Source organism: Blastocatellia bacterium, assembly GCA_016713405.1.
In the GTDB taxonomy this organism is placed as follows: Bacteria; Acidobacteriota; Blastocatellia; order Chloracidobacteriales; family JADJPF01; genus JADJPF01.
The window spans coordinates 1-14108 of the sequence record JADJPF010000005.1 but is presented as its reverse complement, the minus strand read 5'-3'; the positions used below and the strand labels follow the sequence as shown (position 1 = coordinate 14108).

Annotated in this window: 16 protein-coding genes and 2 pseudogenes; 17 read left to right on the top strand and 1 reads right to left on the bottom strand. The window is 33.5% G+C overall.

Annotated features, from left to right (window positions below):
• The first annotated feature begins 805 nt into the window (after positions 1–805).
• From IPK14_08920 to IPK14_08840, 17 genes and pseudogenes are all read left to right on the top strand, one after another.
• Complete coding sequence (locus IPK14_08920; GenBank protein ID MBK7993533.1) at positions 806–964, top strand: hypothetical protein; 159 nt, start codon at positions 806–808, stop codon at positions 962–964.
• Between the two features lie 615 nt (positions 965–1579).
• On the top strand, positions 1580–1906 hold the full coding sequence (locus IPK14_08915) for a transposase (GenBank protein MBK7993532.1): 327 nt from the start codon (positions 1580–1582) through the stop codon (positions 1904–1906).
• Between the two features lie 95 nt (positions 1907–2001).
• Positions 2002–2867, top strand: a pseudogene (locus tag IPK14_08910) (DDE-type integrase/transposase/recombinase).
• Positions 2868–2972: 105 nt separating this feature from the next.
• A complete protein-coding gene (locus IPK14_08905; GenBank protein ID MBK7993531.1) occupies positions 2973–3533 on the top strand; it encodes a hypothetical protein in 561 nt (186 codons plus the stop codon).
• 889 nt (positions 3534–4422) lie between these two features.
• Positions 4423–4632 carry a hypothetical protein gene (locus IPK14_08900; protein MBK7993530.1) on the top strand — a complete coding sequence of 70 codons (210 nt, stop codon included), beginning with the start codon at positions 4423–4425 and terminating at the stop codon, positions 4630–4632.
• Positions 4633–4812: 180 nt separating this feature from the next.
• The gene (locus IPK14_08895) at positions 4813–5025 is read left to right on the top strand and encodes a hypothetical protein (protein MBK7993529.1); all 213 of its coding nucleotides are present in this window, start codon (positions 4813–4815) and stop codon (positions 5023–5025) included.
• Positions 5026–5154: 129 nt separating this feature from the next.
• Positions 5155–5901, top strand: a complete 747-nt coding sequence (locus IPK14_08890) for a hypothetical protein (protein ID MBK7993528.1) — start codon at positions 5155–5157, stop codon at positions 5899–5901.
• 12 nt (positions 5902–5913) lie between these two features.
• Positions 5914–6405, top strand: coding sequence for a hypothetical protein (locus IPK14_08885; protein ID MBK7993527.1), 492 nt, complete (start codon positions 5914–5916; stop codon positions 6403–6405).
• A gap of 11 nt (positions 6406–6416) precedes the next feature.
• Complete coding sequence (locus IPK14_08880; protein MBK7993526.1) at positions 6417–6746, top strand: hypothetical protein; 330 nt, start codon at positions 6417–6419, stop codon at positions 6744–6746.
• Positions 6747–6789: 43 nt separating this feature from the next.
• Positions 6790–7017: a hypothetical protein gene (locus IPK14_08875; protein MBK7993525.1), complete on the top strand. Its 228-nt coding sequence runs from the start codon at positions 6790–6792 to the stop codon at positions 7015–7017.
• A gap of 119 nt (positions 7018–7136) precedes the next feature.
• Positions 7137–7655: a type 4a pilus biogenesis protein PilO gene (pilO, locus tag IPK14_08870; protein MBK7993524.1), complete on the top strand. Its 519-nt coding sequence runs from the start codon at positions 7137–7139 to the stop codon at positions 7653–7655.
• 288 nt (positions 7656–7943) lie between these two features.
• Entirely contained in the window at positions 7944–8150 is a 207-nt protein-coding gene (locus IPK14_08865; GenBank protein MBK7993523.1) for a hypothetical protein, read from the top strand.
• 816 nt (positions 8151–8966) lie between these two features.
• Complete coding sequence (locus tag IPK14_08860; protein MBK7993522.1) at positions 8967–9089, top strand: helix-turn-helix domain-containing protein; 123 nt, start codon at positions 8967–8969, stop codon at positions 9087–9089.
• Positions 9090–9406: 317 nt separating this feature from the next.
• Positions 9407–10018, top strand: a complete 612-nt coding sequence (locus IPK14_08855) for a transposase (protein ID MBK7993521.1) — start codon at positions 9407–9409, stop codon at positions 10016–10018.
• Positions 9996–10310 (top strand): hypothetical protein, encoded by a 315-nt coding sequence (locus IPK14_08850; GenBank protein ID MBK7993520.1) that lies wholly within the window; start codon positions 9996–9998, stop codon positions 10308–10310. Before IPK14_08855 ends, IPK14_08850 begins: the two co-directional genes overlap by 23 nt.
• Before the next feature lie 95 nt (positions 10311–10405).
• Complete coding sequence (locus IPK14_08845; GenBank protein ID MBK7993519.1) at positions 10406–10582, top strand: hypothetical protein; 177 nt, start codon at positions 10406–10408, stop codon at positions 10580–10582.
• A 263-nt stretch (positions 10583–10845) separates the two neighbouring features.
• Positions 10846–11189 (top strand): annotated as a pseudogene (locus IPK14_08840) (ATP-binding protein).
• A gap of 1343 nt (positions 11190–12532) precedes the next feature.
• Here the strand turns inward: IPK14_08840 and IPK14_08835 are convergent.
• On the bottom strand, positions 12533–13771 hold the full coding sequence (locus IPK14_08835; GenBank protein MBK7993518.1) for a recombinase family protein: 1239 nt from the start codon (positions 13769–13771) through the stop codon (positions 12533–12535).
• Positions 13772–14108: the final 337 nt, after the last annotated feature.

Below are 14108 nucleotides of genomic sequence, written 5' to 3'. Positions count from 1 at the left end.
CTATCTCCTTATCTTTATATTCATAATGATCATGTCTAGAGTAAAAAATCTCACCCCAACTCAAAAGGTAACTCATTTTCATAATTTCCACCAACAAATCTTTTATATTCTCCATATATTCAAAGTCCCCGAGATGTCTCTGTTAATTCTAGATTCCTCTCTTACGTGTTCTCCGGTGGCATTATTTCTTAATTCCATTAAAGTTAGTTTCTCTAGCTATACCTTTAACTAAGCTACGTATATTTACGTTTCTTGAAACCTTAGGATGTTCCCAAAGTACCGAGTGAACATACGTCAACGATTTCCTCAGATAGAGAAGTATTTCCCCGGTCATCTCCAAAACACATAATTGCGTATATTGTGCTTTTTCGTAGGTATATTTCCTCGAATGCTGCCCCGTGTGCTCTGTTCAATCCACTGCCTAACAACCACTCATCGATTCATTTTGATACTTTTCAAAGCCACAATTATTGTCCCACTTATATAGTTGTAGTTTTAAAAAAAAATGAGTGCAAATTTTTCCAGGAATTGTATTAATTGTATTTTTGTGTAGATTTTAAATGATAAAAAACAAATTCCTTTTAATTATTACTAGTTGAATGCTGTTAACCCAGCAAAACACTATATGTTTATAAATAAACTTCCAAAACAGTGTGTTTTTAATAGTATTTTTATACTAATATCCCCAGTTGTGTGTTGAAGACAAAATGTCGTTATTTTATTGATTTTTCTAGCATAGACTTAGTTTTACAATTATTTATATTTTTAATATAGTTTGTACATGATCAGTATCAACACTTTAAACTTGAGAGAAATAAGAAAAAAAACAGGTTATACCCAAAAAGAGATGGCTAGTTTTTTTGGCATAAATTTAAGAACATGGCAAAGATGGGAACAAAGTAACTCTAAAATCCATCCAAGTGCTAAAAAACTATTAGAACAATCTTATTATCTGAACAAATAGAAATAAAAGATAAATGCAATTACTTCGGGAACTCTTGGGACTAAGTAAAAGAAATGTCATCGCTGATTGGTATCAATAATAATACATGGGGAAGATGGGAAAATGGTAAACAGCAACCACAAACAAAACACCGCAAACAAATACATGAGTTAATAATGGAATATAAAGTTGTTTTTAATAAATGAAGTTATTTATGCCACTCATCCTAGCTTATTGAGTAAAATTTACTTCTATAAATTTATAACTGCTGCTTTTGCAATACTATGATAGATTAACTTCTTGTCTAAAAAAATTCTGCCCTATCATAATCTAAAATTTTCCAGATTTTTACGTAACCTGGAAAATTTTTACTCCTTTTCAAAAACTACAACTATATAAGTAGAGAACAGAATCTTGGAAAAATTAACAAGTATTATGAAAATGCAAACACATTCTTGACCATCGATTTCTTAATTGTGAATATTCTTTGGTCCAGCCTTTCACATCAGTGACCGTCTGCGAGCGTTTCTATATGCCCTGATTGCATCTAATAATTCCCAGCTTGTATTGCTTAAGTAAAAATGGACTTTAAGAAGGCTGGCATGGACAATAAAACAACCAAGAAAGGAACCAACCATGTCAGGAAAACCCAAAAGAAAATATAGTCCAACAGAGAAAGTAGCAATACTAAGGAAACATTTGATAGAAAAAGTAGCAATATCAAAAGTATGTGAAGAAAATCGATTACAACCCAAGTTATTTTATAAATGGCAACAAGAATTTTTTGAGAGAGGAGAAATGGTATTTGGAACAAGAGGAAATGGAGTAGGACAAAATAAAGAAGCAAAAGAAAAAGATGAAAAAATAAAATTATTAGAAGAGAAATTAGTACGAAAAAATGAAGTAGTATCAGAGTTAATGGAAGAATTGATAAAAGCAAAAAAAGGAACTGGGGTACTCTGATAAAAAAGTGGGTAAGTAGGAAACTAAGAGATGAAATCATCAATTTTATTTCTTACTGGTCAGAGAAAGCAGAGATACCCCTAAACAAGTTACTTTTGTGGATAGGAATAACAAAAAGTAAGTATAGTATTTGGAAAAAACGAGTAGGAAAAGAAAATACTAATAATAGTAAACAACCAAAAGATGGATGGTTATTAGAATGGGAGAAAAAAGCAATCATCAAATTTTATTTAGAAAATAAAAAAGAAGGATACAGAAGAGTAACTTATATGATGATAGATGCAAATGTAGTAGCAGTAAGCCCAAGTTCAGTTTATCGGGTTCTGAAGGCTAGTAACTTATTAAGGGTTTGGGCTAGAAAGGCAAGTAAAAAAGGAACTGGTTTTGAACAACCAACTTTTGCACACCAGCACTGGCATGTAGATATTGCTTACATTAAAATTTGTTCAACGTTTTTTTACTTATGTTCTGTTTTAGATGGATACAGTCGCTATATTGTTCATTGGGAACTTAAAGAGCAAATTACTGAGCTTGATTTGGAAATAATCTTGCTAAAAGCTAAAGAGCTTTTCCCTAAAGCTTCTCCTAGGATTATTTCTGATAATGGGCCTCAATTTATTGCTAGGGATTTTAAGGAGTTTATCAACATAATGGAAATGACCCATGTTCGTACTTCTCCTTATTACCCTCAAAGTAATGGAAAAATCGAGAGATATCATAGATCCCTAAAATCTGAGTGTAATCAAAAAAGCTGCCTTCTTTCTTTAGATGATGGCTGTCGTTTGCTTTCTCTTTATGTCCACCATTATAATTGTGAGCGTTTGCACTCTGCTATTGGCTATATTTCCCTTTTGATAAATTGCTTGGTAATGCTGAATCTATTTTTGCCCAGCGTAGAGATAAACTTCTCTTGCTCGTAAACTTAGAACTGTTTCATTTTCTGCTTAATGCTTACGCTTAAGCTATCTTTTAACTTTGTCTTTTGTTCGCTGCTCTAAGTCCATTTTTCATTGAACTTAGCTACACTCAGGCACTCAAACATATACGACTTTCAGATCTTCAACAATTGTTAACTGACTTTTCAACCGATGCAGAGAAAAAGCATGTCACACAAGCGCAATTGCTAAAACTATTTTATTTACTACAAAATATTCAAGAAAAACTAAATATATCTCTAATTCGATTCAAACTTGAACTTGATGAAACTGGTAATAATGACACCGTGTTAATTATACTAGATATATTAGATAGATATACAGAAGCGATTGATTATATTGATTTAAAATTAGATGGTGAGTTTTCTATTGATACATTAGTAATAGCAGTAAGCGAGTTATTTCCAAATTCATTAGAAAATGCAGTTGAGCGACGATATCAGCCAACATATGCGAAAACAAAGAAAAAAATGGAAAAATTGCCTAGTCTTTTTGCTGAATTAGTTAAACTAGGTAAGATTGAGAGTATAAATGTAGATGAAATGCAAAGGGAGCTTAGAGAAATAGCAGCTAAAATAAATGTAGATGTTGTATTAATTTGCGAACAACTAGAAAAATGGGATACAGAGCAAAGAGAAATATTAAAAAAAGAACAACAAGGACAAAAGCAAAAACCGGCAACAGCAAATTAATTTATATGGTACTAATAATGAATTTACTGATATTAGTAATCATAGTCAACAGCCAGTAAAAGAATACGCTAATGAACTAAAACAACAATACCAAAATAGACCTGCTTCACGTTGGTATAATTTAGCTGATAATCGTATTGGAGTAAGAAATAATACTAGAAATAATAAGCAATCAAATAGAAATAATATCAAAAATAATAATGTTAATAATATAGACCATAGTAATAATAGCATTAAAACAAATAATAGTGTCACTAACAGCCATCACGTTAGCCATTACACATAATTTCATACATTTAGTCGTGCAATGACAAACTAAACCAACAAAACATTTAGTTTAAACATTAACAAATTAAACAACTTAGTAATGGTCTTTGCAATATTAGCTTCAATAAATTGTTAGGGGTATTACTAAAAAACTTTGTTCAAAAATTAAAACAAATTAAATAAATAAGGAGAAAATATATGTTCAAATCAAAATCAAAATTATTCTTAAATGTATTTGCACTAATGTTAGTAATTTTAGTTGCAGGAGTTAATTATGCAGAAGCCCAATTTGTTTGCAAACGATGTAAAATTAACAAAACTACGAAAAGGTTTGATTGTATTGACTCGTCAAAAAGTGGCAGTCTTATGCAGTATAGGTAATGATGGTTCTAGTTGCACGGTTGAAAACTGGATGTTCGTTGCAAGGATTTCAAGAAATCGTCCAACAAGCAAAAATGAGTACCCGTTATGCAACAAAATTTAACCCACAGTTAATTAGGATATCGCAGCAAAACAACCTCGTTTTGCTGCAACATTAGTGAGCCTTCATAAGCAAGGGACTTTTCAGATAGTTCTATAATTTCTGATTGGCGAAGAATTTAATTATGAGGATTTGGAATATTTGTTACGGCAAGTCGTTTCGCCTGAATCAAATAACCCCCCAACTAGCTATTTTGCATCTGAACGCACTTATAAAAGTGAAGATGATGTTCCAATTGTTGATCATTCCATTGCGGTAATAAAAGCTAGTTACAAAGAAATAAAAATTGTTATAAGTTCCGTAGATTCTGTTAAAGGAAAACCACATCTTAGAATTGACAGCAGGTATTAATAATATTTCAAAACAAATGGAGCAGAAATTTTTGGGTTAGTCAACAATTGGGAGATCAAGTAATATACCTAGGGAAGAACACTTATTTATCAATTAACTAGAATGCGTTTTCTTTCCCCAAAATAACACAAAATAAAGACGAAATAAAATTTAACAACAAAGGAAGAAAGGTTATTAATTATGAATATTACGAAAGTAAAAGAGGTTAAGCAAAGATTTCAACTTCCCGGCATGCTCATTCTTGCTCTTGAACAATTATTAGGAGAACGGGAAAAATTGAATATGGAAAGGACTGGTATTTTTAGCAAAATATCTAATTTTTTCAACAACTTAGCAGCAGAAACACAACCAAATGTCGGCTTACAACCAGCAAAAAATATTTTGGTATGTTAGTTACTGGCACGACATTTGTTATAACAGGGAAAACAAAAAACAATGTTGCGGACAATAAAAAACATACCAAACAAAATCAAAAATATGTGTACCGATCTTACAACTAAAATCGGTTAGGAGAAATAGAAAATGCTGACGAAACACGTTTTAGGAATAGATTTAGATCTAAATAAATGGCGGGTAGCTATCGCTAATATAGACACACGATCAAATCAGGTGGTTTTGGATCATGTTGGAATATATTCAAACATTCCTGATCTGAAGCAAAAACTAAGTAAATACTCTATTAGTAAAATAGTTTACTCTATTAGCAATCAATATTCAGTTAGTTTTGTAGTAAATCCACTAACCAATCTAACTATTGATGGAGAATGCAGATCTGAGACGAATTGCAATGATCAAAATGCCGACTACTTCAACTTTGGAAGTAATTCTGTACTAGTAGCTTTACCAAAAAATAATGTTGTTGATATTTTGGGCTATCATCAGGCACTAGGATTAAAACAACCATTTAGTGTTAATGCTACAGATATTGAGCTAGGCTATCTACTACAAAGGAATTACTCTCATCATCAAATTTTGAGTCTAGCAATACTAAATTTTCAGCAACAACACATTGGTATTTCTGTTTATCAAAATGGTTCTATAAAACACATTAGTTGGATAGACTTAGAAGAAAATGAGCTTGCTAATATTAGTAAGCTTAACAATATCAGTAATTTAAGTAATACGAATAAATTAGCTGACAGAAATAGCTCAATTAATTCAAATGAACATAATGTTAAACCAACTACATCAGCTAACTCTACAACTGTTGTAGCAACAACACAGACAGAATTAAATGAAATTGAATTTGTTGTAAGCAATGCTAAATGAATGATGTTTCTAGTGGCGAACTCTGCTAATCCTGCTAATTCTGCTAAAGCTAAATTAGTCCACAAAATAGCTAAAGCTTTGGTAGCAGCAACGCAATACTGTGATCCAGTACGAGTTGAGCCAAAACAAAAAGATAGTTTTGACTTTCATTATAATCTAGTTCTATTAGCAGGTTTAGTTCCTGATGACATTGCTTTAGAATTACGAGCAGCAGCTTCAGCAGAAAAACTAAAAATTTCTGATATTGAATTTGTAGAACCATTGCGCTCAAACCTTATTAATATTAGTAGTTTAGTTGACAGTGAACGAATAGAACTAGAGCGTAATAGCCATCAATATGCAGTAGCAATTGAATCTATTGCTATGCAGGCGGAGAACTTAGGAATAAATCTAGCACTCCCAACGGGCGATTATAAAAACAATAAATTAGATAAAAAAATATCTCTAAATGCTGAGATAAAGTTAATGAAAATGTTGTTACAAAACTGGCAACATCAGCAGTAGCTAATGCTAAATTGATTGCACCATCATTAGTTAATCAAAAATATCTACTACTAGTTGCTACAATAAGTTGTTTAATTATTGCTAGTTATCGTTACTATAGTTACAATAATGAAATAGCTAGCATCCAAAATGACTACACTTCAGAGAAAAATAGAGAGGTTTTGCTGCTAGGAGTAAAAGATAAATTTGAAAGCTTAGAACGTAAAAATAAATCAAAAAATGAATTAATCAACTCGATTAAAAATATCCAAAAAACCCAAATGCTAGTCCCTACCATTGTGGGAGATATACAAAATCTTACTTATAGAACAACATTTAGAGGGACTAATAACTATTTCTGAACTAGATGTCGTTGGAACGGACGTAAAAGTAGCAGGCAAAGCCTTGGATAAATTCAGGGTAGCAGCATTCGCTAGTGAATTACAATCTAGTAACTATGAGGACGTAATCCCAGCTAAATACACTGCTGTAGATAACGTCCAGGGTACATATGAAATAGTAACTAAATATACAGGCAATATTCCAAAGAATCCTGTGCTATTACCCAAACAGACTCCAGTACAGCTAATGCAAATTAATCAAACTAATAACCAAATTAATCAGGGAAAATAATAATTAATAACTATATATCATACTTTGATAATAGTTTAATTTGCTGAAATACTGAGCGTTACCAAAACTGAGCAACAAATATTAGATAGCTAAAACTGAGAAATAAATGAGAGGAAAATATGTTAGAAAAAATAAATAAACTAGAAGAAAAACTTAGAAATATAGATAGCCAAAAAGTTATCGCAATGGTTTTCTCTATAATCATCCTTGTTGGTGGCTATTTTACAACAAATTATTTTTATTTTAGTGAGCAAGACGTCCTTATCCTTAAAGAGAAAGAGAAGTTGCAGCAACTTAAAACTAGTAATGAACTACTAGTAGAGCTTAGTAATAATTATCCTGCATTAGAAAAAGAATCGGCTCGTATAGATGCTGAATATACACAGCTTTTACCACTAGTTCCAGAAAAAAGGGAGCTTCCTAGCGTGTTGCAATCAATTCAATCACTTGCTTATCAACGTCAATTAAGACTCGCCAACTTTGAGCCTAAACCCATAAAAACAACCACTGGTAATTTAGCTGAGGTAGTTATTGATACTGAACTACTAGGAGACGATGAGAGCATTAGACAATATACGACTTCACTAAACAACCTTGACCGAGTAATTCATATAAACGCTTTAAATACATTCATATGAAACCAAGCAGAATTTTATTGAGAATGAAGTTAGTAATAGCAATGAAACTAATGCTCAAAACGCTCAAAATATTTCAAATAATTCAAATAAAAATAATGATTTTGTAAAAGCTAAGATCAACTTATCTGTCTATTTAATTAATAAGTTAGCAGATAAAAAAGTTAAATAGTTAACTAAAAATTAACTAGGAATAAGTTAAAAAAGTTAATAATAAACTAAAAATAACTAAAACTTTGTGCTTTATCTTACTAAATTCAATCGTACTTTTACTGATGGGAGAAAACAAAAATGGGTGTAACGGGATTTCTAAAACAACTCTTTAGCAATGGTGATACTGAGAACAATAATGCAAAAATTAGCAGTGATTTAGTTCCAGCTATGGCTAAACGCAAATCTAATAAAATTGATAAGTGCGAGAAATCTAATGCTACTCAGCAATTAGATGAAAATAAGAATAATAATGATCAAAATAAATCTAAAATACTAAAAATGTAGCTAACTTAGCTAATTTAGTAACTAATGAACAATTACCTAGGCTAACAGTTGATGATTTGCCAGCTTTTCATTAGAGAAATGTAGATAATTTATCAAATACGGATAATAAAATAACAAATTATGCAAATAGCATTAATGGAACAAGTAGCATCAATGGAGTAGGCTACACTGGTGGTACTAGTCTTATAAACACAAATCAACCTTTTATTATTGATGGGCTTGATGAACTTAATGAGCTTGAACTAACAGATAGCCAAGGGAGTTTTTTTGTCCCACCAAGCGATTATGTATCGCTATCCGGTGGTGATGCGCTTTTAGCTACCACATTTAATGTTTCTGATGAGCTTCTAAACATACTAGGCCCAAAAACGTCTATAAAAAACTAAATGTTTAGTAACTAGTTTAGATAACGTTAACAATGAACTAACAATACTTCATGCTAAATCGGCTGAATGTAATGCAGTTTATCGACATATTAATAATCAGTTTCCTCATTATAAATTAAATTTTGTAGAAGTTAGTAATGAAGTATTATTATAGAACGGATTGACCATCTTTACTCAACAGCAAATTCTCCACTTCTTGTAGAGAACAAGAACGTTTAGCGCAACATCATAAACTTCAACTACAAAAGTTAAATAGTTCTGTTAATGATCAAATTAAAAACATTATCTTTGCAAAAGATTCTGCATTTGGTTAGGCCGTTCAGAAAACCAGTCAGTTGGGCCACAAAAAAACCAGTCAGAAGGTCACTTTAGATCCAAAAACCAATAGACTAGAAAAAATCTAGGAATATTGGAGAAAAGGATGCTAAAGATGGATAAAGTATATGTAATTAGGCATAAAGTATTAATTGAGGGACTAAGTCAAAGAGAAGTAGCCCGTCAACTAAATATAGATAAAGAAACAGTAGCTAAATACTTGAAAAGAAGAACCTAAGAGAGTAGAAAAAAAGCACGAGAAAAACCTGTAACTGAAAAGGTAGGAGAAAGAATAGATGAACTATTAGTAGAATGGGAAGGAAAACAACAGCAAAACAACGAATCACTTCTACAATAATACAGCGCAATTGATAAAAGAAGGGATATATAGTAGGAAAAACAACAATAAAACGTTACTTAAGAGAAGAAGAGAGAGACAAAGAAGTCTATATACCACTAGTGTATAGAGCAGGAGAAGTAGCACAAGTAGATTATTTTGAAGTGGCAGTGAAAATAAAGGAAGAAGAGAAAAAGTATGGAAGTTTTTAATGAGATTTGCAGTACAGTGGATATGAATATATATGGCTATATGAAAAATGTGACCAATTATCGCTGTTGGATGGGCATGTAAGAGCATTTAAGGCACTAGGAGGAATACCACAAAGAATAGTTTATGACAATTTAAGTCTAGCAGTAAAAAAAGTGCTAGGAGGAGAAAGAGAATTAACTGATAAATTTAAATCTTTGGTAAGCCATTATCTGTATGAACCGTGTTTTACTAGAGTAGGAGAGGGACATAATAAAGGAGGGGTAGAGCAAGCAGGTAAAAATATCCGACTACAACATATGACTCCAATACCCCAAGCAGATAGCCTAAAGCAAATATCAGAAGAAATACAAAACCAAATAAAGACTTCTTATCACAAAAAGCTAAATGCTGAGAGAATAAGTGTAGCTAAAGCATTTGAGGAGGAAAAAAAGTACCTCAAAGCCTTACCAGAAAGGGAATTTGACCCTAGAGTAATGGTAATGTGTAAAGTAAGTAATAAAGCTCTAGTAAGAATAGAAGGAGCAGATTATGCAGTACCACAAACTTGGGCAAGACTAGACGCTAAAGCCTACATAGGAGTAGAAGAAATTACAGTTGCTTGTAAAGGAACGCAATAATTTACCTAAACAAGTACCAGGAAGCCGATACATACGCTACCGCAATTACTTACCAGAATTAGCCCGCAAGCCACAAGCAGTACGCCAGGTTGCTCCAAATTTAGTTACTGAGTTAGGAGAACCATTTCCTCAATTGTGGGAGATGCTCAGTAGTGTTTATGGAGGGCGAGAAGCAGGACGAGTTCTTTCACGTATTTTAGGAGCAGTTCTTGAACATGGAGAAGAAGAAGTTAAAAGAAGCACTAAGAAAATCTTTGGCAGTAAGGTAAATAGATCTACTAGCATTAGCTAAGAAACTACAAGATAGTAGTATAACTTTAGAAATAGATTTACCAGAGAATTTACAGCAATTTGAAATGAAAAAGCTAAAGCTAAAGCTGTGACTGGATGCTTGCAGGAGGTATTTATGATAAATACTACACAAGATGCAATAATAGTAGATACCTAAAAGCATTAAAAATGCCAGCTATAGCTCGTGATTATACAGCAGTTGCACGGTGTGCAAAGAGAGATGGACAATGGCAGTATGAAGAGTTTCTAAAAGAGCTTTGGAAAAAGAGGTAAATAGCCGTTCCTGAGCTTGCTGCTGCTTACAGGTACAAAAATTGCCCAATTTCAGAGATAAAAACCCTAGAGCAAGTTGATTGGACAGCCTTAGAAGGAATATCAAAACCAAAATTCTGGAGCTTTCTTGCAGAATATATAAAGAAAGCTGAGGATGTAATTTTAGCTGGCCCATCGGTACAGGAAAACAATGCTGTCAATATGCCTAGGAATAGAAGCTACTCGCCGAGGTTAAGTTGCAATGTATTGTTTGCTAGAGCAGCATCTTTGGTTCGCTCATTAATAGAGGCAAAGGACGAGCGCAGTTTAACAAAGTTACATCATGGCTACCCAAAGTAGAGTTACTAATTGTTGATGAACTAGGTTTTTGTTCCTTTGATCGTACTGGAGGAGGTTGCTCTTTAATCTATTAGCTGAACGCTATAGTCGTCGTTCAACTATTGTTACTACAAACTTAGCTTTCAGTGAATGGGTTCAAGTCTTTGGTTGTGAAAAACTTACTACTGCTTTACTTGATAGACTTGGACATCATTCTCATATCCTTACTACTAAAGGGAGTTCCTTTAGAACTGTCAAACGCCGTAAAAGCTCAACTCCTGTTGGCTAAACAGTAGGCCATAAGTAGGAGTGAAACGACGCACATGGCCGGCTTAACTTTCAACTTACTTTTTACTTACTTTTGGTCGCCTAAACAGTAGGCCATAGTAGAAGTGAAACGACGCACATGGCCGGTTTAACTTTCAACTTACTTTTTACTTACTTTGGTCGCCTAAATAGTAGGCCATAAGTAGAGTGAAACGACGCAATGGCCGGTTTAACTTTCAACTTATTTTTACTCTTTTGGTCGCCTAAATAGTAGGCCATAAGTAGGAGTGAAACGACGCAATAAGCCGGTTTAACTTTCAACTTATTTTTACTTACTTTTGGTCGCCTAAATAGTAGGCCATAAGTAGGAGTGAAACGACGCACATATGGCCAGGTCTCATTTTTTACTTTGGAAAAAAAGACATTTTCATTGCCCTTTCTTGAGCATTCGCCGTAGGCGTAAGGTTCTTTATTTGAATTGTCTTTTTGTTGTCCGTCGTAGATGTATTGTTTTTATTGACTCTTTTTGATTTACTAGTATTTTAACTTAACTCAACCTCTGATCTAAAGTGACCGGATTTTTTACCCGCCCAATGTCTGGTTTTCCAATAACCTATATCCAACAAGTAATAATGTTGACTAATACAAATAATGAAATACAAGCCGATAATACAAATACCAATAACAACAATGCTACTAGTAATAGTGAGTGAGAAATGAAGTTTAGAACAATTACAAAAGGCAGTCAAGGATATAAATTTTATCCCTGATAGCAATTGGTAGCCTAATAAAGAGGTCTAATCATAATAAAATTACTAATAAAAAAGCAGGGGTTAAATTTTGGTATCTGAAAATAAGCAAAATCAGATAGTTAATATATTAAAGCTTTATCATAAATGAGTAACTGTTGTTAGCATTAACTCAAAAAATAAGGAGAGAAAAATGTCAGAAGAACAAAGGCTTAATAATTTAGGAATTGATCCAGATTTGCGACTAACATACTATCCGAACTCAATTGAAACTTTGGAGGACTGTGACCTCCTCCACCTTCAGAGTTGCGTAAAGGTATAATGTGTTGGATCTCCAAACTGTCCTCCCCAACGATAATACGCTCTATTACCAACTGTAAAATTGCCTGTTTATCAGCAAAGCCGTTTCTTGAAGCCTAGAATTTATTCGCTCACAGAAAAGGCTCAAATCCTCTAATACTTTATTAGCATTCTTACTTTGCTGCAACAATTTTGTGTGTTGCTGCTGTTGAGTAATTAATACTGCCCTACGCTGTTGAATTTGCTGCTTTCTAATGGATAGGTCTTCCAAGCTTATTATTTCAGCCTGGTAAGCATCTATTAAGCGTTTTCCTCTCTATTTAAGCGTTCTAAAGGCCATCTCTATTTTATTAACTTCTGCTTGCTGACGGGAACTACCTTTGGAATCAAGCTGAGCAAGGTTTTTAAATTGAGCTATTAATTGCTCAGGGTTAGAAAGTAACTCTTTAACATGACTCCATACAGCTTCTTCTATATCTTCGCCTTTGACTAAACGACGAGGGCAACGACCCTCTCTGCAATTGAGTACAGGATCTTTTCCTTTGCAAACATAATAGTGGCACTGTGATGGAGTTCCTACCTTACGAGCAATTCCAAACATTGACAACCCACATACTTTGCAGGTAAGCAAACATCTCAGAAGGTAGTTATGCTTTTTATTATTTCGGTAGCTAAGTAAAGAATTACGTTCTAGCTGTACCTCCGCTTTTTCAAAAAATTCTTGAGAAACGATAGGCGGGACAGCTATTTCAATCCATTCTTCTCTGGCTTTGAGTTTATAAGTAAGGCTGCGAGATGTCCTACTGCGAGGTTTCTTAGGTGTAACTCCTTTATAGCGATTAGCGTAGGCTTTACCCATATAAATAGGGTCTTTAAGAATACGACGAACTGTTGACAAACTCCAATGGTTACGGCCACAGCGTGGTTTATATTGTCTATCATTTAGCCTTTTAATAATTTGGCGAATCGTCATATTTTCTTCTACAAGCCATCTATACATTGTGCGTATCATTTCTGCTTCAGGCTCATTGATTACTAGCTGGCTTTGAAGGTTTTCTTTTTTAGTAATGTAATGGTATCCATAAGGCGGCCTAGTACAAGAATATTGGCCAGAACGTGCCTTTTGTAATTTACCCCTGCGGAATCTTTCACCAAGTACCGCTCTTTCATATTCAGCTATCGCTCCTTGAATTTGTAAGAGCAGTTGATCATTTGGGTCTTGAGAAATAGGATGATGAAGAAAAATTACTTCACACCCAACTTTACGTAGTTCCTCTAGTAAGAGTACTTGGTAAGCGTATTTGCGTGCTAGCCTATCAGGGCATAACACAGCCAAGACATCGAATTCACCATCTTGAGCCGCATCCCTCAAAGCGTCAAGCCCAGGACGATCTAATCTTGAACCACTACAGGCTTCGTCCTTATAAATGTGGCTTTGCAATAGTTCATACTTATTATTTTTAGCCCAAGTTGTAAGTAATGATAGTTGAGAATCAATAGTTTGATTTTTCTCTTGACGATCAGTTGATACCCTTGCATATATTGCGGCTTTCATTTATTACCTCCTTACTTATAGAAATACATTGGTCTTTGGATTCAGCCATAGAAATTGCTTGCTTATCGCCATTTTTAAGAATTATGAGGTAGGCTTGCTCAATTCTATGGTTGCTGTCTCTAGTTCTGACAAATTGGGATTTGATATCCCATAGCTTTTCTCCAATATCTATAGTATTTGGCATCTCTTGACTCCTTTCTTTAGGTCAATGATGCCAAATACTATAACTCTAAATACTAAAGTTGTTTAGGTCTTCTCTTAATAGAACGTTTAAGTGTTGAAGGGAGGACTATTGTCACTGTTGTACGGAAAGTGTCTATTGCGTTCGCATTGTACA

Coding starts and splice junctions, on each gene's coding strand:
- IPK14_08915 (MBK7993532.1), top strand. CDS start 1,580: ATGTCAGGAAAACCCAAAAGAAAATATAGTCCAACAGAGAAAGTAGCA.
- IPK14_08895 (MBK7993529.1), top strand. CDS start 4,813: ATGAATATTACGAAAGTAAAAGAGGTTAAGCAAAGATTTCAACTTCCC.
- IPK14_08890 (MBK7993528.1), top strand. CDS start 5,155: ATGCTGACGAAACACGTTTTAGGAATAGATTTAGATCTAAATAAATGG.
- pilO (MBK7993524.1), top strand. CDS start 7,137: ATGTTAGAAAAAATAAATAAACTAGAAGAAAAACTTAGAAATATAGAT.
- IPK14_08865 (MBK7993523.1), top strand. CDS start 7,944: ATGGGTGTAACGGGATTTCTAAAACAACTCTTTAGCAATGGTGATACT.
- IPK14_08860 (MBK7993522.1), top strand. CDS start 8,967: ATGGATAAAGTATATGTAATTAGGCATAAAGTATTAATTGAGGGACTA.
- IPK14_08845 (MBK7993519.1), top strand. CDS start 10,406: ATGCTTGCAGGAGGTATTTATGATAAATACTACACAAGATGCAATAAT.
- IPK14_08835 (MBK7993518.1), bottom strand. CDS start 13,771: ATGAAAGCCGCAATATATGCAAGGGTATCAACTGATCGTCAAGAGAAA.